20 protein-coding genes and 1 tRNA gene are annotated in these 21,779 nt (G+C 70.8%); 12 read left to right on the top strand and 9 right to left on the bottom strand.

The window, feature by feature from the left end; all coding sequences use genetic code 11:
* Positions 1–20: 20 nt before the first annotated feature.
* Positions 21–248 (top strand): hypothetical protein, encoded by a 228-nt coding sequence (locus tag OL358_RS12190; protein WP_264710337.1) that lies wholly within the window; start codon positions 21–23, stop codon positions 246–248.
* A 37-nt stretch (positions 249–285) separates the two neighbouring features.
* Positions 286–1,665, top strand: a complete 1,380-nt coding sequence (locus OL358_RS12185; protein ID WP_264710336.1) for a maltokinase N-terminal cap-like domain-containing protein — start codon at positions 286–288, stop codon at positions 1,663–1,665.
* 7 nt (positions 1,666–1,672) lie between these two features.
* Here OL358_RS12185 and OL358_RS12180 read toward each other — a convergent pair whose 3' ends face one another.
* Positions 1,673–2,950, bottom strand: a complete 1,278-nt coding sequence (locus tag OL358_RS12180) for a CDP-glycerol glycerophosphotransferase family protein (RefSeq protein ID WP_264710335.1) — start codon at positions 2,948–2,950, stop codon at positions 1,673–1,675.
* Positions 2,951–3,059: 109 nt separating this feature from the next.
* Here OL358_RS12180 and OL358_RS12175 point away from each other — a divergent pair, with 109 nt between their 5' ends.
* Positions 3,060–4,085, top strand: coding sequence for a glycosyltransferase (locus OL358_RS12175; protein WP_264711011.1), 1,026 nt, complete (start codon positions 3,060–3,062; stop codon positions 4,083–4,085).
* Between the two features lie 14 nt (positions 4,086–4,099).
* Here OL358_RS12175 and OL358_RS12170 read toward each other — a convergent pair whose 3' ends face one another.
* The 3 genes from OL358_RS12170 to OL358_RS12160 all read right to left on the bottom strand — a co-directional run bounded on the left by OL358_RS12170 (position 4,100) and on the right by OL358_RS12160 (position 8,531).
* Complete coding sequence (locus tag OL358_RS12170; protein WP_264710334.1) at positions 4,100–5,548, bottom strand: CDP-glycerol glycerophosphotransferase family protein; 1,449 nt, start codon at positions 5,546–5,548, stop codon at positions 4,100–4,102.
* Complete coding sequence (locus OL358_RS12165) at positions 5,545–6,825, bottom strand: CDP-glycerol glycerophosphotransferase family protein (protein ID WP_264710333.1); 1,281 nt, start codon at positions 6,823–6,825, stop codon at positions 5,545–5,547. The genes OL358_RS12170 and OL358_RS12165 overlap by 4 nt, the downstream gene beginning before the upstream one ends.
* 83 nt (positions 6,826–6,908) lie before the next feature.
* Positions 6,909–8,531 (bottom strand): S1C family serine protease, encoded by a 1,623-nt coding sequence (locus tag OL358_RS12160; RefSeq protein ID WP_264710332.1) that lies wholly within the window; start codon positions 8,529–8,531, stop codon positions 6,909–6,911.
* A 115-nt stretch (positions 8,532–8,646) separates the two neighbouring features.
* Between OL358_RS12160 and OL358_RS12155 the strand changes: the two genes are divergently transcribed.
* Entirely contained in the window at positions 8,647–9,852 is a 1,206-nt protein-coding gene (locus OL358_RS12155) for an aminotransferase class I/II-fold pyridoxal phosphate-dependent enzyme (protein WP_264710331.1), read from the top strand.
* A 1-nt stretch (position 9,853) separates the two neighbouring features.
* Here OL358_RS12155 and OL358_RS12150 read toward each other — a convergent pair whose 3' ends face one another.
* Together OL358_RS12150 and OL358_RS12145 are read right to left on the bottom strand one after the other, a co-directional pair.
* Positions 9,854–10,669, bottom strand: coding sequence for a carbon-nitrogen hydrolase family protein (locus OL358_RS12150; protein ID WP_264710330.1), 816 nt, complete (start codon positions 10,667–10,669; stop codon positions 9,854–9,856).
* Positions 10,666–11,181: a DUF6328 family protein gene (locus OL358_RS12145; RefSeq protein WP_264710329.1), complete on the bottom strand. Its 516-nt coding sequence runs from the start codon at positions 11,179–11,181 to the stop codon at positions 10,666–10,668. The genes OL358_RS12150 and OL358_RS12145 overlap by 4 nt, the downstream gene beginning before the upstream one ends.
* A gap of 94 nt (positions 11,182–11,275) precedes the next feature.
* On the opposite strand from OL358_RS12145, the gene OL358_RS12140 reads away from it, so the two are divergent.
* Positions 11,276–11,349, top strand: a tRNA-Met gene (locus OL358_RS12140).
* A gap of 42 nt (positions 11,350–11,391) precedes the next feature.
* Here OL358_RS12140 and OL358_RS12135 read toward each other — a convergent pair.
* Entirely contained in the window at positions 11,392–11,856 is a 465-nt protein-coding gene (locus OL358_RS12135) for a MarR family winged helix-turn-helix transcriptional regulator (RefSeq protein ID WP_264710328.1), read from the bottom strand.
* A gap of 81 nt (positions 11,857–11,937) precedes the next feature.
* On the opposite strand from OL358_RS12135, the gene idi reads away from it, so the two are divergent.
* From idi to OL358_RS12100, 7 genes are read left to right on the top strand one after another with little or no spacing between them, the layout of a single operon-like run.
* Positions 11,938–12,489: an isopentenyl-diphosphate Delta-isomerase gene (idi, locus tag OL358_RS12130; protein ID WP_264710327.1), complete on the top strand. Its 552-nt coding sequence runs from the start codon at positions 11,938–11,940 to the stop codon at positions 12,487–12,489.
* A complete protein-coding gene (locus OL358_RS12125; protein WP_264710326.1) occupies positions 12,486–13,541 on the top strand; it encodes a polyprenyl synthetase family protein in 1,056 nt (351 codons plus the stop codon). Before idi ends, OL358_RS12125 begins: the two co-directional genes overlap by 4 nt.
* Positions 13,538–14,422 (top strand): phytoene/squalene synthase family protein, encoded by an 885-nt coding sequence (locus tag OL358_RS12120; protein WP_264710325.1) that lies wholly within the window; start codon positions 13,538–13,540, stop codon positions 14,420–14,422. The genes OL358_RS12125 and OL358_RS12120 overlap by 4 nt, the downstream gene beginning before the upstream one ends.
* The gene (gene crtI / locus OL358_RS12115) at positions 14,419–15,990 is read left to right on the top strand and encodes a phytoene desaturase family protein (protein WP_264710324.1); all 1,572 of its coding nucleotides are present in this window, start codon (positions 14,419–14,421) and stop codon (positions 15,988–15,990) included. Before OL358_RS12120 ends, crtI begins: the two co-directional genes overlap by 4 nt.
* 1 nt (position 15,991) lies before the next feature.
* Positions 15,992–16,324, top strand: a complete 333-nt coding sequence (locus tag OL358_RS12110; protein WP_264710323.1) for a lycopene cyclase domain-containing protein — start codon at positions 15,992–15,994, stop codon at positions 16,322–16,324.
* Entirely contained in the window at positions 16,321–16,638 is a 318-nt protein-coding gene (locus OL358_RS12105; protein WP_264710322.1) for a lycopene cyclase domain-containing protein, read from the top strand. Before OL358_RS12110 ends, OL358_RS12105 begins: the two co-directional genes overlap by 4 nt.
* A complete protein-coding gene (locus OL358_RS12100) occupies positions 16,635–17,528 on the top strand; it encodes a prenyltransferase (RefSeq protein WP_264710321.1) in 894 nt (297 codons plus the stop codon). Before OL358_RS12105 ends, OL358_RS12100 begins: the two co-directional genes overlap by 4 nt.
* A gap of 42 nt (positions 17,529–17,570) precedes the next feature.
* Here OL358_RS12100 and OL358_RS12095 read toward each other — a convergent pair whose 3' ends face one another.
* Positions 17,571–20,468, bottom strand: a complete 2,898-nt coding sequence (locus tag OL358_RS12095; protein WP_264710320.1) for a UPF0182 family protein — start codon at positions 20,466–20,468, stop codon at positions 17,571–17,573.
* 79 nt (positions 20,469–20,547) lie between these two features.
* On the bottom strand, positions 20,548–21,675 hold the full coding sequence (locus OL358_RS12090) for a PDZ domain-containing protein (RefSeq protein ID WP_264710319.1): 1,128 nt from the start codon (positions 21,673–21,675) through the stop codon (positions 20,548–20,550).
* Positions 21,676–21,779: the final 104 nt, after the last annotated feature.

The raw sequence follows: 21,779 nt of genomic DNA, 5'->3' as shown, positions 1-21,779 counted from the left end.
GTCGGCGGCACAATGGTCGGATGGGACTGTTCACGCAACGACCCGAGCACAACGAGGAATGGGCGGGACTGCCCTCGGAGCCGGCGCGACCGGACTCCGAGGCGGAGCGCCTGGCCGACGCGGCCGCCGCCGTCGATGCCGTCGGACTCGGATCCGTCGAGTCGATCGTGATCCCGATCGCTCCCGTCGTGGAGGTGGCGCGCTCCGCGTCATCCGCCACCGACCCGGAAACCGACCACGACGCCTGATCGACACGTCGGCGCGCGCAGGCATACGCTCAGTCCCATGGACAGCACCCTGGCGTGCCTGGCGGCGTGGATGCCCCGGCAGCGGTGGTACGCCGCGAAGGGGCGACCACCGAGCCTGCGACTGGTCTCCTGGTGGGATCTGCCCCCGGCCACCGAGGCGGACGCCGGCGCCCGCATCCGCACCTACCTCGTCGCCGACGAAGGTGCCCTCCCCGCCGTGCTCTACCAGCTTCCCGTGGTGTCCCGCGCGACGGAGGACGTGGATGCCTCGCCCGATCACATCATCGGCAGTCCAGAGCCGGGCACGACCTTCATCGACGGCCCTCACGACCCGGCGTACACGCGGGCGCTGTTCGACCTGGTGACGAGCGGTGGTCGCGGCGTGGGACCGCAGACGGTCGCGACGGGGCACCCCGGACCTCGTGTGCGCACTCCGGACGCCCCGAGCGCCACCGTCATGAGCGGCGAGCAGTCCAACACCTCGCTCATCTACCGCTCCAGCGGTATGCCCGTGATCTGCAAGGTCTACCGCCAGCTGCATGCCGGACTCAATCCCGATATCGAACTCCCCACCGCTCTGGCCGCATCGGGATCGGTGCACGTTCCGCGCGCGATCGGATGGGTCGAGGGGACCTGGCCGGATCTCGCGACCGCCCGGGGCACCGTGACCGGCTCGCTCGCGTCCGCGCAGGAGTTCCTGCCCGAGGTGGAGGACGCCTGGCGCGTGGCGCTGCGAGCCGCGGCCCGCGGCGACGACTTCCGCTCCTCCGCCCGCGCGCTCGGCGCGGCGACCGCCGAGGTCCACGTCTCACTCGCCGACCTGTTCCCCACTCGCGAGACCTCGGCGGACGACCGCGCCGCCACCGTCGCCTCCTGGCGCCGCCGCCTGACCATCGCGATCGCTGAGGTTCCCGAGATCGCCGAACGCCGAGACGCCATCGAGAGCGTCTACGAGCGCGCCGCGGCGGCGCCGTGGCCGGATCAGCAGCGCATTCACGGCGACTATCACCTCGGCCAGGTGATGCACGTCCCCGGTCGCGGCTGGGTGCTGCTGGACTTCGAGGGGGAACCGCTGAGACCCATGGTCGAGCGGACGCAGGCAGACCTGGCCCTGCGCGACGTCGCGGGCATGCTGCGTTCCTTCGACTACGTCGCCGGCTCGATCCGTCTCGACGACCCCGACCGATCCCCCGAAGCCGTTCGGGATTGGGCGCGCGCGGCCCGCGCGGCCTTCCTCGACGGCTACGCCATGGCCTCCGGCGCGGATCTCGATGCCGACGGGGCGGTCCTGGCCGCTCTGGAACTCGACAAGGCCGTGTACGAGGCGATCTACGAGGCCCGCAACCGCCCGACGTGGGTCACCATCCCGCTGCGGGCGATCGCGCGTCTGGTCGAGAAGCCCGCAACCGTCGGCTGAGCCGCGGTCAGGCGTCCTCGCCGTCGTCCAGCTCGGCCTCGTCGGGCTCGTCTTCGTCCTCGACCGAACGGGAGTACCAGCCGTCCCACTCGTCCATGAGGTGACGGATCGCCGCGTGGAATCGGGAGGTCGCCGCACCGGGCGCGGCGTCGCCGAAGTAGTGCTGCACCCACGTCTCCAGCCGCGCGACCGCATCCGGGTCGCCGAGCACGCGCTCGGTCTCCGCGACGATCGCGCCGGCGGCCGAGGCATCCAGCCACTCGCATGCCGACAGATAGCCGTGGGTGTCGATCGCCGCCGCCGGATCGGCGGGACGGGTGATCATGAGCGGCTTGTCCGCCGCCAGCCGGTCGTAGACCATCGCCGAGATGTCGACGACGGCCATGTCTGCAGCGGAGAGCTGCCATCCCAGGTCGGGCTGGTCGTCGTACACATGGCGGGCTGCCGGGTCGGCGGCGTTGGCTGCGGCGATCGCGGCGATGATGCGACGGTTGGCGGCGCCGTACTCGGGGTTCACCACACCCGAACGCGGATGCGGCCGGTAGATGAGGCGGTGACGCCCGGACGCGAGGAGCGCGGCGGCCAGCGCCTCGCCGTGCGAGGCGACGGATCCGTAGTGCGCCGACGGACGGTCGCCCTCCCACGTCGGCGCGTACAGCACCACGGTCCGGTCGTCGGGCGTGTACGGGAGCGTGCCGGAGTAGTGGTCCGCCTGCGGACGGCCGATCGGGATCGTGCGCCGGTCGATGTCATAATCCCACAGCACCCGCGAGAGGCGCTCGCGCGCGGCATCCCCCGCGATCAGGGCGTAGTCGTACGCCTTGTACTGGTTGGTGGTCATGTACATCTTGTCGGACTCGCCGTGGTTGATGAACACGTGCCAGCGGCGCCCGTACCGGAACATCTGGAAGTTGCGGGTGTTCTGGTTGACGTACAGGACGATGCGGATGTCCTGCGAGGCGATGAACCGCTCGAGATCCCGCACCGTCGGCACGAACGCGACCGGCGGGGAGTCCTCGGCCAGCAGCGCGCGGGCTCCTGTCGCGGCGCGACTGAGCACGACGACGGGCCAGATCTTGGACAGCTCGGCCAGCGGCTTGTACCACTGCCGCATCTGATACATGTTCACGGCACCGTCGGCGAAGTACACCGCGACGCGATAGTGGAAACGCGGATGCTGCGGCAGCGTCGCGAGCGTGCGCCGGACGTCGATCACCGCACGGCGGTTCCTGACCGCCTTGCGGACCAGCGCGACCGCTTTCTTCCCATCGGAGACCAGAGCCACTCGTCCAGACTACCCAGGCGACACGTGACATGATCGACCCGTGCAGGTCGAGCAGCGCGGGCGCAGGGACGCGCCGGAGGTCCCTCCCGGCGCCGGGGTCACCTTCGTCATGCCCGTGCTGAACGAGGTCGACTATCTGCAGCGGGCCGTCGAGACGGTGCTCGCCCAGGACGTGGGGGGCCCGACCGAGCTCATCCTGGCCCTCGCACCCTCGACCGATGGCACCGACGAGCTCGCGTCGCGACTCGCAGCCGCTGACGACCGCATCGTCCTGATCGCCAACCCCGACGCCGACATCCCCGTCGGGCTCAACCTCGCGATCCGCGCCGGACGGTATCCGACGATCGTCCGCGTCGATGCCCACTCCGAGCTGGAGCCCGACTACACGCGCCGCGCCCTCGCCACACTCGATCGCGTGCGAGCGGCCAATCTCGGCGGGGTGATGCGCGCCGACGGACGATCGCCCTTCCAGCGCGCCGTCGCCCGCGCGTACAACTCCCCCATCGGCCTCGGCGGCGGCGCGTACCACGGTGGCACGCAGGAGGGTGAAGCGGAGTCCGCGTACCTCGGTGTCATGCGCCGGTCCGTGCTCGACGAGGTCGGGCTCTTCGACGAGTCGATCAGGCGGGGCGAGGACTGGGAGCTCAACCTCCGCATCCGCCGCGCCGGATATCGCGTGTGGTTCGACCCCGCGTTGTCGGTGACCTACTGGCCGCGCGAGAGCTGGACGCGCCTCGTCCGGCAGTTCTCCGCGACGGGGCGCTGGCGGGGAGAGCTCGTGCGGCGCTTCGGCCGCGGCAACTCCCTCCGCTTCTTCGCCCCGCCGCTGCTCGTCGTGGACCTCGTGCTCGCGGTCGTCGTCGGACTGCTGCAGGCGACCGGCGTCCTCACGGGATGGTGGTCGGTCGCGGCATCCGTCGTCTACCTGCCGATCGTCGCGTACGCACTCCTCATCCTCGTCGTCGCGATCGGTCCAGGCGGCGGCCACGGGTGGCGCGACAAGCTGTGGACCGCGGCCGTGCTCCCCACGATGCACCTGTCATGGGGCTGGGGTTTCGTCGTCGGTCTCGTTCGCGGTGCGCACGACACGGTCGACACCTCGCGGCTCGGCTCGCGCAACACGCCGCTGCCCTAGCCCGGCGGCGAGCGTCATTCCCGGTCGATGAAGCCCTGGTCGAAGATGCGCGCCACGACCCGCTCCGCGGCCCGGCCGTCATCGCGCGCGTTGAACTTCTGCCGCCACTCGGCGTAGCGCCCGGCGTGCACGCCCGGGTCATCGCCGAGCGCGGCGACGAGCTCGTCCTGCGTCCGCACGACAGGGCCTGGCGCGTGCGCCGCGAGATCGAAGTAGAAGCCCCGCAGCTCGCCGCGGTAGTGCTCCATGTCGGGGACGAGGAAGTACATCGGCTTGCCGGTCACCGAGAAGTCGAACATCACCGACGAGTAGTCCGTGATGAGAGCATCCGCGGCGAGGAGCAGCAGCGACGTGTCGGGGAAGCCCGTCACATCGACGACTCGCGGCCCTTCGGCATCCTTGCCCGGCTGCAGCGTGCGGGAGTGCCCCCGCACCAGCACCACGGCATCCGCCGCCGCGGCGAGCGTCACCGGATCGACGAAGTCGACCATCTCGGAGCGGTCGTCGCGCCACGTGGGCGCGTACAGCAGCACACGCTCGTCGGGGCGGATGCCGAGCGACGCCCTCGTCGCGGCTCCGTCCCCGGTCACGAGCACGTCGTTTCGCGGATATCCCTCCACCCAGACGGGGCGCGAGAGGAACGCGTACGCCTTGCCGAGGATGCGCGCCGCATAGGGATTCTGCGCGAGAAGCACGTTCCAGCGACGCGACTCGCGTACGACGGCGGCCATCCGGCGCGGGTCGAAGCCCGGACGGTGCAGGGCGAGACGCTTGAGAGGCGTGCCGTGCCATGTCTGCAGCACCACCTGCCCGCCACGGCGGGAGAAGCGCCGGCGAAGCCAGTCGTTCACGACGAGCAGCCGCGCGGAGCCCCGGGCACGCCACCACTCCGGGCTGCCCTCGACGATCGCGATCGCTCCCTCCGGGACGGCCACGGAGAGATCGACGACGCTCCAGTAGCGGGTCACGCCCGGTGCCCTGCGAGCGATCTCCCGGTCGATCGCGAGCGGATTGCAGCTCGCGTTGCGCCCGTAGAAGCTCTCGAAGAAGACGGCGTTCTCGGGGCGCGCCGAGCGGTGCGCGTAGCGGCGTTCGAGAGCGTCCTGTCCTTCGCCGGAGTCGTACGCGGGGTCGATCGGCGGACCGATCCGCAGCGTCCATCCCGACAGCTCGGCGCGCAGCGTGCCGAGCTGTGCGAGCCCGAGCGCCGGCGGTTCGTCGATGCGGACGCCGTCGGCTTCCGCGACCCGTACGTCGTACTCGCCGCTGGGAAGCGGCAGCACCGGCCCGTCCCAGCGACTCGCGCGCAGCGGCAGCACCGCCTTCCACGTCTTGCCACGCCCGGTGAGTGCGGCGGTGACCCGTGCTCGACGGCCGACGAGCTCGACGGATGCCGGGCGAGGGCCGTCCCCGGAGAGCACGAGGGCCGCACCGCCATCGGCGGTGAAGCGGGCGTCGGTCATCGTCGTCCTTTCTTGGCGGCGCCGGCCGCGCTGGTCGATCCGGCCAGGATCGCACGGTACACCCGCTCAGAGCTCGCGCCGTCCCGGAACGCGTGCACGCGCGCGCTGAGGGCTCGCGCGCGCGACACGCGCCGTTCCCGCTCCGCGGCGTCGTCGAGAACCGCCGCGAGCTGCGCGAGCGCCTGCGTCCAGTCCGTCGCCCAGTCCTCGCCCGCGACGTCGGCGTACCGGCCGTAGAAGCCGCGGCGCCGAGCATAGTCCGCCACGTCGGGCGCGAGGAACACGACCGGCAGCGGCACGAGGGCGGAGTCGTAGGCCAGCGAGGAGTAGTCGGTCACGAGCACGTCGATGCCGGGCAGCAGCGGCGTCACGTCCTGCGCGAGATCGCTCCCGAGCTCCCTCACGCGATCGCTCGGGAGCGGCGGCCGGTACTCGCCCGCGCCGAGGGGATGCGATCGGACCAGCAGCACGGCGTCCAGACGCTCGAGCATCGAGACCAGCGCGGTCCACTCGGCCGGAGACGGGACTGCGGGGTCCGGCGCGCCGTCCCGCCACGTCGGCGCATAGAGCACCAGCCTCGCCGCAGGCCCGATGCTCCCGGCGGCGCGCTCGATCGCGGCGCGCGCCAGCGTGCGGCGATCCGCGGCGGAACCGCGCGAGAGCACGTCCACGCGCGGCTCCCCGGTGACGGGAACGCGATCGTCGGGCAGCGCGAACGCCGACTCGAGGCGGCCGCGCACGGCGTGCGACGCGGCCGGGAGGATCCTGATGCGGTGCGCGGCCCCGCGGAACATCCGGCCGAGCAGCGTCCGCAGCGCGCGTGCGCCGCGCGTTCCCGCGAGAGGCCCCGGGAGCCGCAGCGTCTCGGGCGAGTCCAGTCCGATGCGCTTGAGGGGGATTCCGTGCCACAGCTGAACGACGAAGGCACCGGAGACGGCGTAGCGATTGACGTCGCCGAACCCGTGGGTGACGACGATCACCCTGGCGCGGGCCGTGCGCCACAGGCCGCGCAGCGAAGACTTCCGAAGGGTCCGGATGCCGCGAGCGGCGGCATCCGTCGCCTCACGTCTCGAGCCGGTCAGCCACACCGCCTCCCGGCCGTCGGCGGCCGCGACCTCCCACAGCGCGAGCGCGCCGTCGCCGATGCCGGCGCCGCAGCCGAAGACCCACTCGTCGTGCGATCTCGGCACCAGGAGGGTGATCATGCGTCCCACGGCATAGAGCGGGAGGGCGGCGAGTTTTCGCGCGTTCCCCGCACCGAACGAGAAGGACGCCATCCCGCGAGCCTATCGCCCGCGTCTGCGGATCAGGCTGGTGGGATGGCGTCCTCGCGTTCGGACCGGCGGTCGCCGTTCGCGGGTTACGGCTCGAGCGTGCCCAGGGTCACATCGACCGTCTTCGTCTCACCGTCGCGGACGAAGGTGACGGTGGCGTCGCTCCCCGCGGCTGCGGCGCGCACCTGTGCGGTGAGGTCGACCGAGTCGGTGACCGGCACGCCGTTGAAGGCGGTGACGATGTCGCCCTTGCGCAGGCCCGCGGCTGCGGCGGCGCCGCCGTCCGTGGTCGCGTCGATGTAGGCGCCCGTGATGGTCGAGCCCTCGACCTGCGCGGCAGAGATCACGTTGGCGCCGAGCAGACCGTGGGTCGCCTCGCCGTTCTCGATGATCTCGCCGGTGACGCGCTGGGCGATGTCGGACGGGATCGCGAAGCCGACGCCGATCGAGCCTGCTCCGCCCGACGAGCCGCCGGCGGTCGCGATGGCGACGTTGATGCCGATGAGCTTTCCCTCGGAGTCGACGAGCGCGCCGCCCGAGTTGCCGGGGTTGATCGCCGCGTCGGTCTGGATGACGGCGATCTTGATCGACTCGCTCGGCGTCTGCTGGGACTGGCCCTGGCCGAAGTCGAACTGGAACGGGCTGCCCTGCTCCTGCTGCTGCTGCGGGTCCTGCTCCTCCGGCTGCTGCTCGTCGGCGTCGCCGGACTCGGGTGCGGCAGACGAGGCGATCTCGATGGAGCGGTTGAGTGCGCTCACGATGCCCGTGGTGACGGTGTTCGCCAGGCCGAGGGGGGCGCCGACGGCGATGGTGGCGTCGCCGACGTTGAGGTCGGACGACGAGGCGAACTCGATGGGCGTGAGGTCCTCGGCATCCTGCAGCTTGATGACGGCGAGATCGTACGTGGGGTCGGTGCCGACGACCTCGGCGTCGTAGACGCGGCCGTCCGACGTGGTCACGCGGATGGTCGCGTCACCCGTGGCACCGTCGAGGGTGACCACGTGCGTGTTGGTGACCACGTAGCCGTCCTCCGAGAGGACGACGCCTGAACCGGTGCCGCTGCCGGCGTCGCTCGTCGCCGCGATCGTCACGACGCTCGGCACGACCTTGGCCGCGATGGCGGTGGTCTGGTTGACGGAGTCGGTGTCGTTGACCGTGACCGTCGAGGGGCCCGCCGCGGGCACCGTGCCGGTCGGCGAGAAGAGGTTGACGCCGGCGTATGCGCCGCCGAGGCCGGCCGCGCCGCCCACGATGGCGGCGGCCACGATGAGACCGACGACCTTGCCCGCGCCGGATGCCTTCTTCGGCTTGCGCGGCGCGGCGACGGTCGGGGTGGTGCCGGTCGCCGCGGGGCCGAAGGCGGCGCCCTGGTTCTTCGGCTGGCCGGCGTAGGCCTGCGGGTACGGCGCCGTCTGGCCGGCGTAGCCCTGGGGGCGTGCGTAAGCCTGCGCGTGGGTCGGGTAGCCCGCCGGCGGAACCGGCTGGGTGCCCTGGGGCGCCCGCTGCTGGGGCGCCTGCTGCGCCGCCTGCCAGGCCGCCGTCGTGGGCGGGGCCGGCGCGACGGGCACGGTCGGCGCGGTCGCCGCGGGGGCGGTCGGCTCGTGCACGGGCGGGGCGGTGTTCTCGGTCCGGGGCGCGACGTCGGGCGTGCTCGCGGTCGCGTCCGCGGGAATGTGGTCTGCGGGGCCGTTGCCCTGGTTGTCGCTCATGATTGCTCCTTCTGCCAAGCACTCACCACATTGCCCACCGATGCTGTGCGTTTCTTATGCCGTGAATGGGACTCGACTATGCAATCCGCCTGAGCAGGTCGAGTACCGTGATCCGATGCGAGACATCCCCGGAGCGTGGCACCGTACGGCGGCGGGAGCAGGACTCGTCAGCGCGGACGGGTCCATCCACCCCACCATCTTCGCCGAGATGTCGGCCCTGGCGGCCGAAACCGGAGCGATCAACCTCGGGCAGGGCTTTCCGGACGAGGACGCACCGGCCGAGATCCTCGATGCCGCGCGCTGGGCGATCTCGCACGGGATGAACCAGTACCCGCCGGGGCGCGGCATCCCGGATCTCCTCTCGGCGATCGCCGAGCACCAGGAGCGGTTCTACGGGCTGCGGCTCGACCCCGCGCGCGAAGTCCTCGTCACCGCCGGCGCCACGGAGGCCCTCGCGGCGACCCTCCTCGCACTCATCGACGATCCCGACGACGAGGTCGTCGTCTTCGAGCCGTACTACGACTCGTACGCGGCCGTCGTCGCCCTCGCAGGTGCCCGCCTGGTCACCGTGCCGCTGCGCTGGCCCGGTTTCCAGCCCGATCTCGACGATCTGCGCCGTGCGGTCGGCGACCGCACGCGGGCGATCCTGGTCAATGATCCGCACAATCCGACCGGCGCGGTCTTCTCGGCAGAGGTACGCGACGAGGTGGTGCGTCTCGCCGAACGGCACGACGCGCTGATCGTCACCGACGAGGTGTACGAGCACCTCGTCTTCGACGCCCCGCACGTGCCCATCGCGACGCTGCCCGGAGCCGCCGAGCGCACCCTCACGATCTCGTCGGGCGGCAAGACGTTCTCCGCCACGGGCTGGAAGATCGGATGGGTGTCGGGACCCGCCGACCTCGTGAGCGCTGTTCTCGCGGTCAAGCAGTTCCTGACCTATGTCAACGGGAGTGCGTTCCAGCCTGCGATCGCGGCCGGCCTGCGCCTCGGCGACTCGTACTTCCACGGCATCGCCCACACGCTGCGCGTCAAGCGCGACCTCCTCGGTGACGGACTGCGGGCCGCCGGCTTCGACGTGTCGATCCCGGCCGGGTCGTACTTCACCGTCGCCGACGCGCGGGCACTCGGGGCGACGGATGCCGCATCCTTCTGCCGCGAACTCCCCCGGCGCGCGGGCGTGGTGGCCATACCGCTCACCGCGTTCGCAACGCCCGATCGACGGCAGGATTACGCCACGCTGGTCCGGTTCGCCGCGTGCAAGCGGGTCGAGGTGCTGGAGGACGCGGCGGCCCGACTCGCCGCAGCGCACCAGGGCTGAATCAGCCCTCGAGGGGCGTGACGCCGAATCGACGCAAGCGCAGCGCAGGGTTCACCCGGCGCACGCGCCCGACGACCGACGGGTCGAGGAACGCGACGGCGACATCGGTCGCGGTGCCGACAGCCGCCAGTTCGACTCCCTGCGGGTCGACCACCATCGAGCAGCCCACTCCGAGGGGCGGCGGATGGTCGGCTGCCGCCACGAACACCGTGTTCTCGATCGCACGGGCGTGCAGGAGAGTGCGCCAGTGGTGCTCCTTGAGGGGGCCGCGCACCCACTCCGCCGGGACCACGAACACGTCGGCGCCGGCATCCACGAGGGTTCTGCCCACCTCGGGGAATCTCAGGTCGTAGCAGGTCATGAGCCCGAACGCGACGCCCTCGATCGTGAAGGTCTCGGGCGGTGAGATCGTGCCGGGCTCGACCCAGTCGGACTCGCGCTGACCGAATGCGTCGTACAGATGGAGCTTGCGGTAGCGCGCCAGCAGCCCCGAGGCGTCCACCGCGACGACCGTGTTGCGCACCCGGCGCTCGTCCGCCGCCTGTTCGAGCAGCCCGGCGACGACATGCACGTCGAACTCGGCGGCGATCTGCCTGAGGGCTCGCGTGAAGGCGCCGTCGATCTCCTGCGCGTTCTCGACGAGCGATGCGTCGAACGGGTCCACGAAATAGCTCGAGTACTCCGGGAACACCACCAGACGCGCCCCGCGGGCGGATGCCGCGGCCGTCAGCTGCCGGATCGTGTGGAGGTTGGCGGCCGTATCGGCCGTCGGCGCGAACTGCGCGACCCCGATCCCGATCGCATCCGATGCCGTCATCGTGCTCCTCCCATCCGCACGCGTGCCCGGAGAATCGCGGGGACCACCAACCACAGCACGACGATGACCACCGCCAGGATGGCGAGCGCCCACCATGCCGCGGCATCCCCCACGACGACGTCGAAGACGAAGGCGACGACGCCCACGATGAGCACCGAGACGGTGAAGAGCGCGGTGATGAGGGCCGCGTGCCCGTACGAGACGACCTCGGCCTTGGCGCGCTGCTGGAAGAGCACGCGGTGAAGGGCGACGGGAGCGAGCGCGATGATCGCGCTCAGTGCCGACACCACGACGAGGAGGAGGTAGATCGAGCGCTGCCCTGCGGTGAGGTCGGCGAACGCCGGCTGGAACGCGAGCGCGAGGAGGAATCCGGTGAGGATCTGCGTGCCGGTCTGCAGGACGCGCAGCTCCTGCAGGACTTCGTTCCAGTTGCGGTCGGCGCGCTCGGTCGGCGTCTCGTCGCGCCCGTCCACGCGGTCGTCGAGAGGGTCGCGATCGCGCTCTTCCGGCATACGTTCATCCTCGCGCGGGCCCGGACCCGGGAGCAAGCGAAGGCGCACCTCGGCGCGACCCCCGTCGAAAGCGTGCTAGGCTAACTTCTTGTGCCGCGGGGTGGAGCAGCTCGGTAGCTCGCTGGGCTCATAACCCAGAGGTCGCAGGTTCAAATCCTGTCCCCGCAACAAAAAGAAGAGGGTCCCCGCATCGCGGGGGCCCTCTTCTCATTACCCGAGCACGTCTCCCAGCTCGCTCAGGAACCGTGCGATCGCGGCCAGTTCGTCGTCGCTGTACCGGTCCGCCACGCCGCGCATGGCCTGGAGGCGCTCGCCGAAGTGCTGGAAGAAGGTCTGCCGGGATCGCGGCGTGAGCGCGATGACGCGTGCGCGGCGATCCGTGGGATGCGGGCGCCGCTCGACGTGCCCGGCGGCGGCCAGACGGTCGAGCAGCTTCGTCGTCGATGCCGTGGAGATCCGCAGGTGGTGCGCGAGGTCGTGCGGGCTGACCACTTCACCGCGCTGTTCGCGCATGATGAGCATGCGCAGAGCCGAGAGGTCGGAGGCGTTCATGTCCATGTCGCCCTTCATGTCCCCGTGCATGCGGTCCATCGAGTCGCTGAACGCGCGCACGGCCAGCAGCACCTGCATGACCGCGTGGTCGTGAGGTGTGGCGGGCGACCAAGGCCTGACCATTGTGGACACTCCCTCCCTACCCTTGTATCATCGGACGCACCATATCGCTAGCTAAACTAGCGATTAGCCGGGAGGAAGCCGATGACTGATGCCGACCACGTGGTCCTCCTCGATGACGAGGGACGGGCGATCGGCACGGCCCCGAAGAGCAGCGTCCACGGCACCGACACCGCGCTGCATCTCGCCTTCTCCTGCCACGTCGTGAACGAGGACGGCCAGGTGCTCGTCACCCGCCGCGCCCTCGACAAGAAGACCTGGCCGGGCGTCTGGAGCAACTCGTTCTGCGGTCATCCCAAGCCCGCTGAGCCGGTACTCACCGCCGTGCACCGCCGTGCCGAGTTCGAGCTCGGCCTCACGTTGGAGGACATCGAGCTGGCGCTCCCTCTCTTCCGCTACCGCGCGACCGACGCCAATGGCATCGTGGAGCACGAGGTCTGCCCCGTGTACACCGCCCTCACCCGCGACGAGCCGGTGCTCAACCCGCTCGAGGTCGTCGACGCCCGCTGGGTGGACCCCGCCGAACTCGCCGCCTCGCTCCAGACCACGCCGTGGGCGTTCAGTCCGTGGCTCGTGCTCCAGGCCGAGCAGCTGCACCTGTTCGACACGGTCGCACAGCGACGGCGGGCGTCGTGATCGCCCTCCCCGCCTCTCCCGGCGTCGATGCGGCCATCGACGATGCGGTCTCGCGCGTCGTCGCGCGCGCGGCCCGGCTCGGGCCGGGCTTCGGCGCTCTCGGCCAGGCTCTCGCCCGCGCCACGCGCGGGGGCAAGCGGTTCCGGCCGGCGCTGGTGGAGGCATCCTTCCGCGCGTTCGGAGGCGACGCACGCGCCACCCCCGGCCTCTACCCCGTCGCTGCCGCGTTCGAACTGCTGCACACCGCGTTCGTCGTGCACGACGACGTGATCGACCACGACACCGAACGGCGCGGCGTACCCAATGTCGCGGGCGAGTTCCGACAGCGCGCCACAGCCCGGGGTGCGGATGCCGCGGGCGCGGCCCTCCTCGGAGATGCGGCCGGCATCCTCGCCGGCGACCTGCTGCTGCACGAGGCCCTGCGCCTCGTCGCGTTCGCCGAGGTCGACCCGGTCGCTCGCGAGCGCCTCTACGCGCTCGTCGACGATGCCGTGTACGTGTCCGCCGCCGGAGAGCTCGCCGATGTCGAGAACAGCATCGGGGCGCCCGAGACCTCGGCCGAGGACGTGTTCGACACCGCGCACAACAAGACGGCCGTGTACTCGTTCGGCGCGCCGCTCCAGGCCGGCGCGGTGCTCGCCGGCGCATCCGACGCGGCGATCGAGATCCTCGCCACGGCGGGCGGACGCCTCGGCCTCGCCTTCCAGCTCGTGGACGATCTCATCGGCACCTTCGGCACCGCCGCCCAGGCGGGGCGCGAGAGCGGCGGCGACCTGCGCGAGGCCAAGCGCACGCCGTTGGTCGCCCTCGCAAGCCAGACGCCGTCGTGGAGTCGCGTGAGCGACGCGCTCGCGGCCGCGCACACCGGCCCCATCGCCGTGCGCGAGGCCCAGGTCGCCCTCGAGGAGAGCGGCGCCCCGGTGCGCCTGCGCGCCTTCATCGAGGACACTCTCGACGATGTGCGCACGGCCGCTCAGGAGCCGTCGTTGACACCCGCCGCCGGCGCCCTGCTGCGCGACCTCGCGGACGGCATGGAGAGGCGGATCCCGTGAAGGACGGTCCGCGCGACCGCGTGGCGACAGGGCTCGCGCTCTACGATCAGACGGCCCAGGATGCCGCCGCCACCGTCATCGCACGGTACTCGACGTCGTTCGGACTGGCCTGCCGCCTGCTCGGATCCCGCCCCCGGCCCCACGTGAGGGTGATCTACGCGCTCGTGCGGGTCGCCGACGAGATCGTGGACGGTCCGGGTGCCGCCGCCGGCCTCTCCGCAGACGACGCCCGCGACGTGCTGGACGGCCTCGAGACCGAGACGCTCGTCGCCGTGGACCGCGGCTTCAGCGCCAACCTCATCGTCCATGCCTTCGCGCGGACCGCGCGCGAGTGCGGGATCGGCGAGGACCTCATCCGGCCGTTCTTCGCCTCCATGCGCACCGATCTCTCGACCCAGCGGCATGACGACGCCTCGCACGACGCCTACGTGTACGGGTCGGCGGAAGTGGTCGGACTGATGTGCCTGCAGGTCTTCGTCAACGCCGGTGCGCAGCATCCGCAGGCGCCCGCTCCGGATCTCATCGACGGCGCCCGCCGCCTCGGCGCCGCCTTCCAGGACGTCAACTTCCTCCGCGATCTCGACCACGACGACACCGCACTCGGCCGCGACTACCTCGGGCTCACCTCGGGCGCCACGACCCGGGAAGGCGTGCTCGATCGCATCGACGCCGATCTCGCGGCGGCGGCGGCCGTCATTCCCCGGTTGCCTGCGGACTGCCGGCGCGCGGTGACCGCCGCCCACGACCTCTTCGGCGAGCTCGCTGCACGGCTGCGCGCGACGCCGGAGCCGGCGCAGCGCGTGCGGGTGCCCGATCGCGTGAAGGCCGTGCTCGCCGCCCGCGCGCTGCTCGGACTGGCCCCCAAGGACGCGCGGGCATGACCGCCGCACCTCCACGCGCCGCCGGGCGCGCGGTGATCGTCGGCGGAGGAATCGCCGGGCTCGCCACCGCCGCGCTCCTCGGCCACGACGGCTGGTCGGTCACGGTGCTCGAGGCTCGCGAGGAGATCGGCGGCCGCGCCGGATCGTGGGAACGCGAAGGCTTCCGCTTCGACACCGGCCCGAGCTGGTACCTCATGCCGGAGGTGTTCGACCACTTCTTCCGCCTCCTCGGCACCACCTCCGCGGAGCAGCTCGACCTCGTGCGTCTCGATCCGGCGTACCGCGTCTACTCGGACCCGGCGACGAAGCGTGCGCCGCTCGATGTGAGATCGGGACGGGATGCCGCGACCGCGCTGTTCGAGTCGGTCGAGCCCGGAGCGGGCGCACGGCTGTCGGCGTACCTGGACTCGGCGGGCGACGCCTACGACCTCGCCGTGACACGGTTCCTCTACGACACGTACGAGTCGACCGCGGGGCTGCGCGATCCCGCGCTCCTGCGCCGCGTGCCGCAGCTCGCGCCGCTGCTGACCCGCAGTCTCGCCTCGCACGTCGACCGCCGCTTCGACGACCCGCGGCTGCGGCAGATCCTGGGGTACCCGGCGGTCTTCCTCGGCGGATCGCCGTACGGCGTGCCGAGCCTGTACCACCTCATGAGCCACCTCGATCTCGACGACGGCGTTCTCTACCCCCGCGGCGGGTTCACCGAGATCATCCGCGCGATCGCGCGCCTGGCCGAGGCATCCGGCGCCCGCATCGAGACCGGGGCGCGCGTCGCGTCGATCTCGACCGCCGGGCGCGTCGCGACGGGTGTGACCCTGGTCGACGGCCGCCATGTCGAAGCCGACCTCGTCGTGTCCACGGCCGACCTTCACCACACCGAGACGACGCTGCTCCCCCGCGAGCAGCAGACCTACCCCGAGGAGTGGTGGGCGAAGCGGTCCCCGAGCCCGGGCGCGCTCCTCCTCCTGCTCGGCGTCGAGGGAGAGCTGCCGCAGCTCGCGCACCACACGCTCCTGTTCACCGAGGACTGGCGATCCAACTTCGACGAGATCTTCGGCCCGAGCCCCCGCATCTCCGACCCGGCCTCGCTGTACGTGTGCCGGCCCAGCGCCACCGACACCGGCGTCGCCCCCGCCGGGCACGAGAACGTGTTCGTCCTGGTGCCGGTCCCCGCCGACCCGGGGCTCGGCCGGGGCGGGGTCGACGGGGGCGGCGACGCCGCGATCGAGGCGGCGGCCGATCGTGTGATCGCGCAGATCTCCGCGTGGTGCGACGTGCCCGACCTCGCGGAGCGGATCGTCGTGCGCCGCACGATCGCCCCCGGCGACTTCGCCGCGGACCTCGGCGCGTGGCGGGGGAACGCTCTGGGACTCGCTCACACCCTCCGTCAGAGCGCGATGTTCCGGCCACGGAACGCGTCACGCAAGGTCGACGGCCTCTCCTACGCCGGCGGATCCACCCTGCCCGGCATCGGCCTGCCCATGTGCCTCATCTCGGCCGAGCTCGTCCTCAAGCGGCTCCGCGGCGATCGCTCACCCGGCCCGCTCGCCGAGCCGGCGAGGGTGTGACGTGCCCGGCCTCTACCTCGCCGCGATCCTCGTCTCGGCGGCCGGAATCACGCTTCTCGACCGCCGGTGGCACCTGGCGGCCTGGGGAGCCCCCGGCCGAACCGCCGCCGCCGTCGCGATCGGCACGGCGGTCTTCCTCGCGTGGGACGCCGTCGGCATCGCGACCGGTGTGTTCGTCAAGGGAGAGAGCGTGCTCCTGATCGGCGTCGACCTCGCGCCGCATCTCCCGATCGAGGAGCCGTTCTTCCTCGCGTTCCTCAGCTATCTCGCACTCGTGACCTGGGGTGGGGCACGGCGCCTCCTGACGCCGCGGACAGAGGTGCATGCTCCGTGACCTACGCTCTCATCGTGGTGCCGTTCGCCCTGCTGACCCTGATCGTGGTGCTTGCGACGCTGCCCCGGCCCGAGTTCGGGCGCCGCATGGCCGCATCGGGCATCGCCACGGCCGTCCTCGTCGGCCTCACCGCGGTGTTCGACAACCTGATGATCGCCGCCGGCTTGTTCACCTACCCCGAGGAGCACCTCAGCGGCGTGCGGATCGGACTCGCGCCCATCGAGGACTTCTCCTACGCGGTGTGCGCCGCGTTCCTGATTCCCGCGGTCTACGTGCTGCTGACGCCGCGCCACCCGATCGAGGCCGCCGCATGAGCGACGCCGCCCCGCTCCGCGCGGGCACGGTGGTGCGACAGCTCGTGCTGTCGTCGCGACCGGTGAGCTGGATCAACACCGCTTACCCGTTCGCGGCGGCGTATCTGCTGACCGTCCGCGAGGTCGACGCGACGCTGATCGTCGGCACCCTGTTCTTCCTCATCCCCTACAACCTCGCCATGTACGGCATCAACGACGTGTTCGACTACGAATCCGACCTGCGCAATCCGCGAAAAGGCGGCGCGCACGGTGCGATCCTCGACCGCCGCCTGCACACGGCCACGCTGTGGGCCGCGGCGATCTCGTGCGCGCCGTTCGTCGTGTACCTCGTGCTGGCCGGCTCGCCGGTGTCGTTGGTCGTGCTCGCTGCGAGCCTGTTCTTCGTCGTCTTCTACAGCGCGCCCCCGCTGCGCCTGAAGGAGGTCCCGTTCGCGGACTCGGCGACCAGCAGCATCCACTTCTTCTCCCCCGCCGTGTACGGACTCGTGCTGGCGGGCGCGGTGTGGACGTGGCAGCTCGCCGCCGTCATCGCGGCGTTCGCGCTGTGGGGCGTCGCCTCGCATGCCTTCGGTGCCGTGCAGGATGTCGCGGCCGACCGCGAGGCGGGCATCGCCTCGATCGCCACCGCGCGCGGAGCCCGCTGGACCGTGCGGTTCGCGCTCGCCTGCTACGCCGCGGCCGGTCTGGTGATGCTGGCGACCGCGTGGCCCGGGCCGCTCGCCGCGCTCGTCGCCGTGCCGTACCTGCTGACCGTGTGGCCGTACCGCGGCATCACCGATGAGACGGCCACCGACGCGACCCGCGGGTGGGATCGGTTCCTGTGGCTCAACCAGCTCGCCGGGTTCATGGTCACCCTGCTGCTGATCTGGTACTGGTTCCTCACGAGCTGATCCCGGCCCCTCGAGAGGGACCGGGATCAGACTCCGCGGGGCTTACGGCTGCGCGCCGAGCTCGATCAGCTTCTCGACGGCGGCCGTCAGAGCGTCATCCGCCTCGGCGAACGCGGTGAGGTCGCCGGCCTTGAGAGCGGCATCGCGCGCGATCATGGCCTCCTGAGCCTCCTGCAGCGCCGCCTGGTACTCATCGGACGGCACCGTCGGCTCGTCGGGCTCCGTGGGCGTCGGCGTGGGCGTCGCGCCCGGCGTCGGCTCCACGTCGTCGTCGCCGGCGCTCGCACCGGAGTCGCCGCCGAACAGCGTGTCGAGGGCTTCGTTCAGCGTGTCCTCGAAGGCGATGTCGTCGCCGAAGGCGACCAGCACCTTCTGCAGCTTCGGCAGCTTGGTCGCGCCCGACGACTGCACGAACACCGGCTGCACGTAGAGCAGCCCGCCGCCGACCGGGAGCGTCAGCAGGTTGCCGTTCTGCACCTCGGACTGCCCCTGTTTGAGCAGGTTGATCTGCGAGGAGACCTGCTGATCGGAGTTGAAGGTGTTCTGCACCTGACCGGGACCGGGCACCGTCGTATCGGCGTCGATCACCAGCATCCGGAGCTTGCCGTAGTCCTTGCGTTTCTCGCCCGCCTCGCTGCCCGCGTTGGAGTCGACCGCGAGGTAGCCCATGAGCACGTTGCGCGCGTTGCCCGTCGTCGAGGACGGGATGAACGACGTGAACATCGAGTAGGACGGTGAGTCCTGACCCGGCATCTGCATCGTGAGGTAGTACGGCGGCTGAAGCTGCGTGTCGGCCTGCGGGTCGTTCGGCGTCTGCCAGCGGTTGTCGCTCTGGTAGAACGAATTGGCGTCGTCGACGTGGTAGATACCGAGCACCGTGCGCTGCACCTTGAACAGGTCGGTCGGGTAGCGCACGTGGCTCATGAGCTCGCCCGACATCTCGCTGATCGGCAGGACGGTGGAGGGGTAGACGTTCTGCCACGCCTGCAGCAGCGGGTCCTCCTCGTCCCAGGCGTACAGCTTCACCGATCCGTCGTACGCGTCGACCGTGGCCTTCACCGAGTTGCGGATGTAGTTGATGTCGTCGAGCGCGAAACGCGGCGCGGGGTTGCTCGAGTCCGAGATCGCCGACGCGAGGCTCACGGTCGACGAGTACGGGTAGTTCGCACTGAGGGTGTAGCCGTCGATGATCCACACGACGCGTCCATCGACGACGCTCGGGTACGGGTCGCTGTCGAGCGTGAGGTACGGCGCCACCTTCTGCACGCGGGCACTCGGGTCGCGGTCGTAGAGGATCTGCGAGTCCTCGTTGACGTAGTCCGAGAACAGGATCTGCTCGGCCTGGAACTTCAGCGCGTAGATCAGGCGGTTGAAAACGCTGCCGAGGCTCGGCCCGCCGTCGCCCTCGAACGTCGTCTTCGTCTCGCTGCCGCCGTCGCCGCCGACCGGGTAATCGAGCTCGACCGGGTCGGTGCCCTCGGGGGCGCCGACGATGGAGTACGTCGGCGAGTACTCACCGAAGTAGACGCGCGGCTGGAAGTCCTCGGAGTCCGACAGGAAGCCCGATGCCGGGATGCCGCGCTCGAGGAAGACCGGGTCGCCGTCGCCGGTGCGGTCGTTGCCCTTGGCGACGACGAGGCCGTAGCCGTGGGTGTAGACGACGGCGGTGTTCTGCCAGTCGGCCGCGGCACCGAGCTCGTCGAGGTCGAGCTCGCGCACCGACACGACGGTGTCCTGTGAGATGCCGTCGATGTCGTAGCGATCCACGTCCAGCGGATCGGCGAACTGGTAGTACCCGCGGAACTGCTCCAGCTGCCGCACGTTGGGCGAGATGATCGCGGGGTCCATGATGCGCACCTGCGCGGTCGTGGCCGCGTCCTCGCGCAGCTGGCCGGCCTCGGCATCCGTCACCGCCTGGAAGTCCTGCTTCTCCAGGCCGTCGACGCCGTAGGCCTCGTGGGTCATGTCGACGTTGCGCTGGTAATACGGCTGCTCGAGCGCGAAGCGGTTCGGCTGCACCTGGAACGTGTTGACGACCCACGGGTAGCCGATCCCGAGCACGATCGCCGAGACGACGAGGAGCGCCGTTCCGATGAGCGGGAAGCGCCAGCGGCCGATCACCGCGGTGACGAAGAACAGGATGGCCACCACGACGGCGGCGAGCGCGAGGATCGTCTGCCCGGGGATGATCGCGTTCACGCCGGTGTAGCCGGGACCCGTGATGCGGTCACCCGGCTCGACGAGCGTCTTGTAGCGGTCCAGCCACAGGCTCGCGCCCTGCACCAGCAGGTAGAGGGCCGCGATCACGGCGAGCTGGATGCGCGCCGACTTCGAGATGCGCAGCTCGCGCTGCCCGATGCGCACCGAGCCGTAGAGGTAGGACACCAGCGCCGTGACCAGCAGGCACACCAGCAGCACCGCCGACAGGAAGCCGACCAGTGCGCTGTAGAACGGCATCGCGAAGAGGTAGAAGCCGGTGTCGAGACCGAACTCGGGATCGACGGTCGAGGTGGCGACGCCGTTGAACCACAGCCACGTGGTCTCCCACTGCGCCGACGCGGCGAACCCGGCGAAGAAGCCGAAGAAGATGGGGATGCCCCACATCGCGAGGCGGCGGAGCGGCTCGACGACCTCCTGGTAGCGGTCGAGCTGCGAGCTCAGTCGCGCATAGACCGGGCGGAGCCGGTAGGCGAGCTGGATCGCGAGCCACACCGGCACGGCCATGCCGAGGAAGCCGACCACGAACATCACCACACGGGCGATCCACTGCGTGAGCAGCACGGAGTCGAAGCCCAGCTGGTCGTACCAGAGGAAGTCCGCGTACAGGTTCGCGAACACGAAGAACGCAGCCACCAGGGCTGCGATGATCGCGAGCGAGATCGCTATGACGCGTCGAGAGCGGGAGGGTGTGGCCGGGGTCGGCGCGGAGGTCGTGGTCACCGTTCCATCCTAGGTGCGCGGTTCTGAGCGCCCGCCGAGTCCGCGCTGGGCGAAATCCAAGAGAAATCCGGGCTCGGACTCAGCTCGCCGCCGTGCACGTGGGGAGCGCATCGACATCGCCGCCCTCGCGCACGACCGCGAGAGCGGCGAGCGCGTCGTCGAGCGTCTCGACCGAGAACACCTGGAGGCCGTCGGGCACATGGTCGACGACCTCGTCGCAGTTGGCCTCGGGCGCGAGGAACCAGTCGGCGCCGGCATCCTTCGCGCCCCACAGCTTCTGACGGATGCCGCCGATCGGCCCCACCGTGCCGTCGGCCGTGATCGTGCCGGTGCCGGCCACGTTCTCGCCGCCGTTGAGCTCCTCCGGCGTGAGGGTGTCGATGATCCCGAGCGCGAACATCATGCCCGCACTCGGACCGCCGACGTTGTTCAGCTGGATGGTGACGTCGATCGGGAAGTCGTACGCCGTCATGAGCGTCACGCCGAGCAGAAGCGTCGGCTCGCCGTCGACCTCGACCTCCTTCGGGGTGACCGACACGGTCGCCTGCTCCCCCTCGCGCTCGATGAGCAGCTCGATGGGATCGCCGCCGCCCTCGTTGACGATCTCGCGGAGGGTGGCGGCATCGGTCACGGGCGTGCCGTTCGCGGCGAGGATGGCGTCCCCTTCGACGAGCACGCCTTCGGCGGCGGAGTCGTCGACGAGCGAGTGCACGGTGAGCGTCGCCCCGACGTCGTAGCCGAGCTCGGTGAGCGCCGCCGCGGTGGCCTCCTGCTGGGAGTCGACCATCATGGCCGCACTGTCGGCGTTTCGCTCCTCGGTGGTCGTCCCCTCGGGGAAGATGACGTCGATGGGCAGGACGGCCTTGGTGGGGTCGAACCAGGCCATCGCGAGTTCGAACCACGACGGCGTGCGCTCGCGGTTGCCGACCACCTGCACGGTCAGCAGGTCGAGCGCTCCGTCGGTCGGGTAGGTCTCCGCTCCCTCGACCGAGATGAGCGGCACCTGCTCCCCCTCGGCGGACGTCGCCGTGCCGAGGGTGTTGTACACCGGCCCCGGGCGCTGGATCACATACGAGGTCGGCAGGAAGGTGATGATCAGCAGCACGACCAGCGCGACGGCGAGCGCCCACACGCCGATCAGCGCTCCTCGCGACATGCGTCGCCGAGGCGCGGGCGTGATGGTGACGTTCTCGTCGAACAGGGCCACGCGGGACCTCTCTCTGCCTGGTCGTTCGCGACCGGCGTAAGGAGTTCGGGGGCTCTGCCGGGAAGTGCGATGGATGCTGGGACTAGCGTAGAACGCACTCCCAT

Source organism: Microbacterium sp. SSM24 (assembly GCF_025989145.1).
Taxonomy (GTDB): Bacteria; Actinomycetota; Actinomycetes; order Actinomycetales; family Microbacteriaceae; genus Microbacterium.
Note: the sequence above shows the minus strand (reverse complement) of the source record. Positions and strands in the feature narration are given on the sequence as shown.

What these genes read in the sequence shown, in the direction of transcription:
- OL358_RS12190 (WP_264710337.1), top strand. Translation starts at nt 21, where the DNA reads ATGGGACTGTTCACGCAACGACCCGAGCACAACGAGGAATGGGCGGGA.
- OL358_RS12185 (WP_264710336.1), top strand. Translation starts at nt 286, where the DNA reads ATGGACAGCACCCTGGCGTGCCTGGCGGCGTGGATGCCCCGGCAGCGG.
- OL358_RS12175 (WP_264711011.1), top strand. Translation starts at nt 3,060, where the DNA reads ATGCCCGTGCTGAACGAGGTCGACTATCTGCAGCGGGCCGTCGAGACG.
- OL358_RS12170 (WP_264710334.1), bottom strand. Translation starts at nt 5,548, where the DNA reads ATGACCGACGCCCGCTTCACCGCCGATGGCGGTGCGGCCCTCGTGCTC.
- OL358_RS12165 (WP_264710333.1), bottom strand. Translation starts at nt 6,825, where the DNA reads ATGGCGTCCTTCTCGTTCGGTGCGGGGAACGCGCGAAAACTCGCCGCC.
- OL358_RS12160 (WP_264710332.1), bottom strand. Translation starts at nt 8,531, where the DNA reads ATGAGCGACAACCAGGGCAACGGCCCCGCAGACCACATTCCCGCGGAC.
- OL358_RS12155 (WP_264710331.1), top strand. Translation starts at nt 8,647, where the DNA reads ATGCGAGACATCCCCGGAGCGTGGCACCGTACGGCGGCGGGAGCAGGA.
- OL358_RS12150 (WP_264710330.1), bottom strand. Translation starts at nt 10,669, where the DNA reads ATGACGGCATCGGATGCGATCGGGATCGGGGTCGCGCAGTTCGCGCCG.
- OL358_RS12145 (WP_264710329.1), bottom strand. Translation starts at nt 11,181, where the DNA reads ATGCCGGAAGAGCGCGATCGCGACCCTCTCGACGACCGCGTGGACGGG.
- OL358_RS12135 (WP_264710328.1), bottom strand. Translation starts at nt 11,856, where the DNA reads ATGGTCAGGCCTTGGTCGCCCGCCACACCTCACGACCACGCGGTCATG.
- idi (WP_264710327.1), top strand. Translation starts at nt 11,938, where the DNA reads ATGACTGATGCCGACCACGTGGTCCTCCTCGATGACGAGGGACGGGCG.
- crtI (WP_264710324.1), top strand. Translation starts at nt 14,419, where the DNA reads ATGACCGCCGCACCTCCACGCGCCGCCGGGCGCGCGGTGATCGTCGGC.
- OL358_RS12100 (WP_264710321.1), top strand. Translation starts at nt 16,635, where the DNA reads ATGAGCGACGCCGCCCCGCTCCGCGCGGGCACGGTGGTGCGACAGCTC.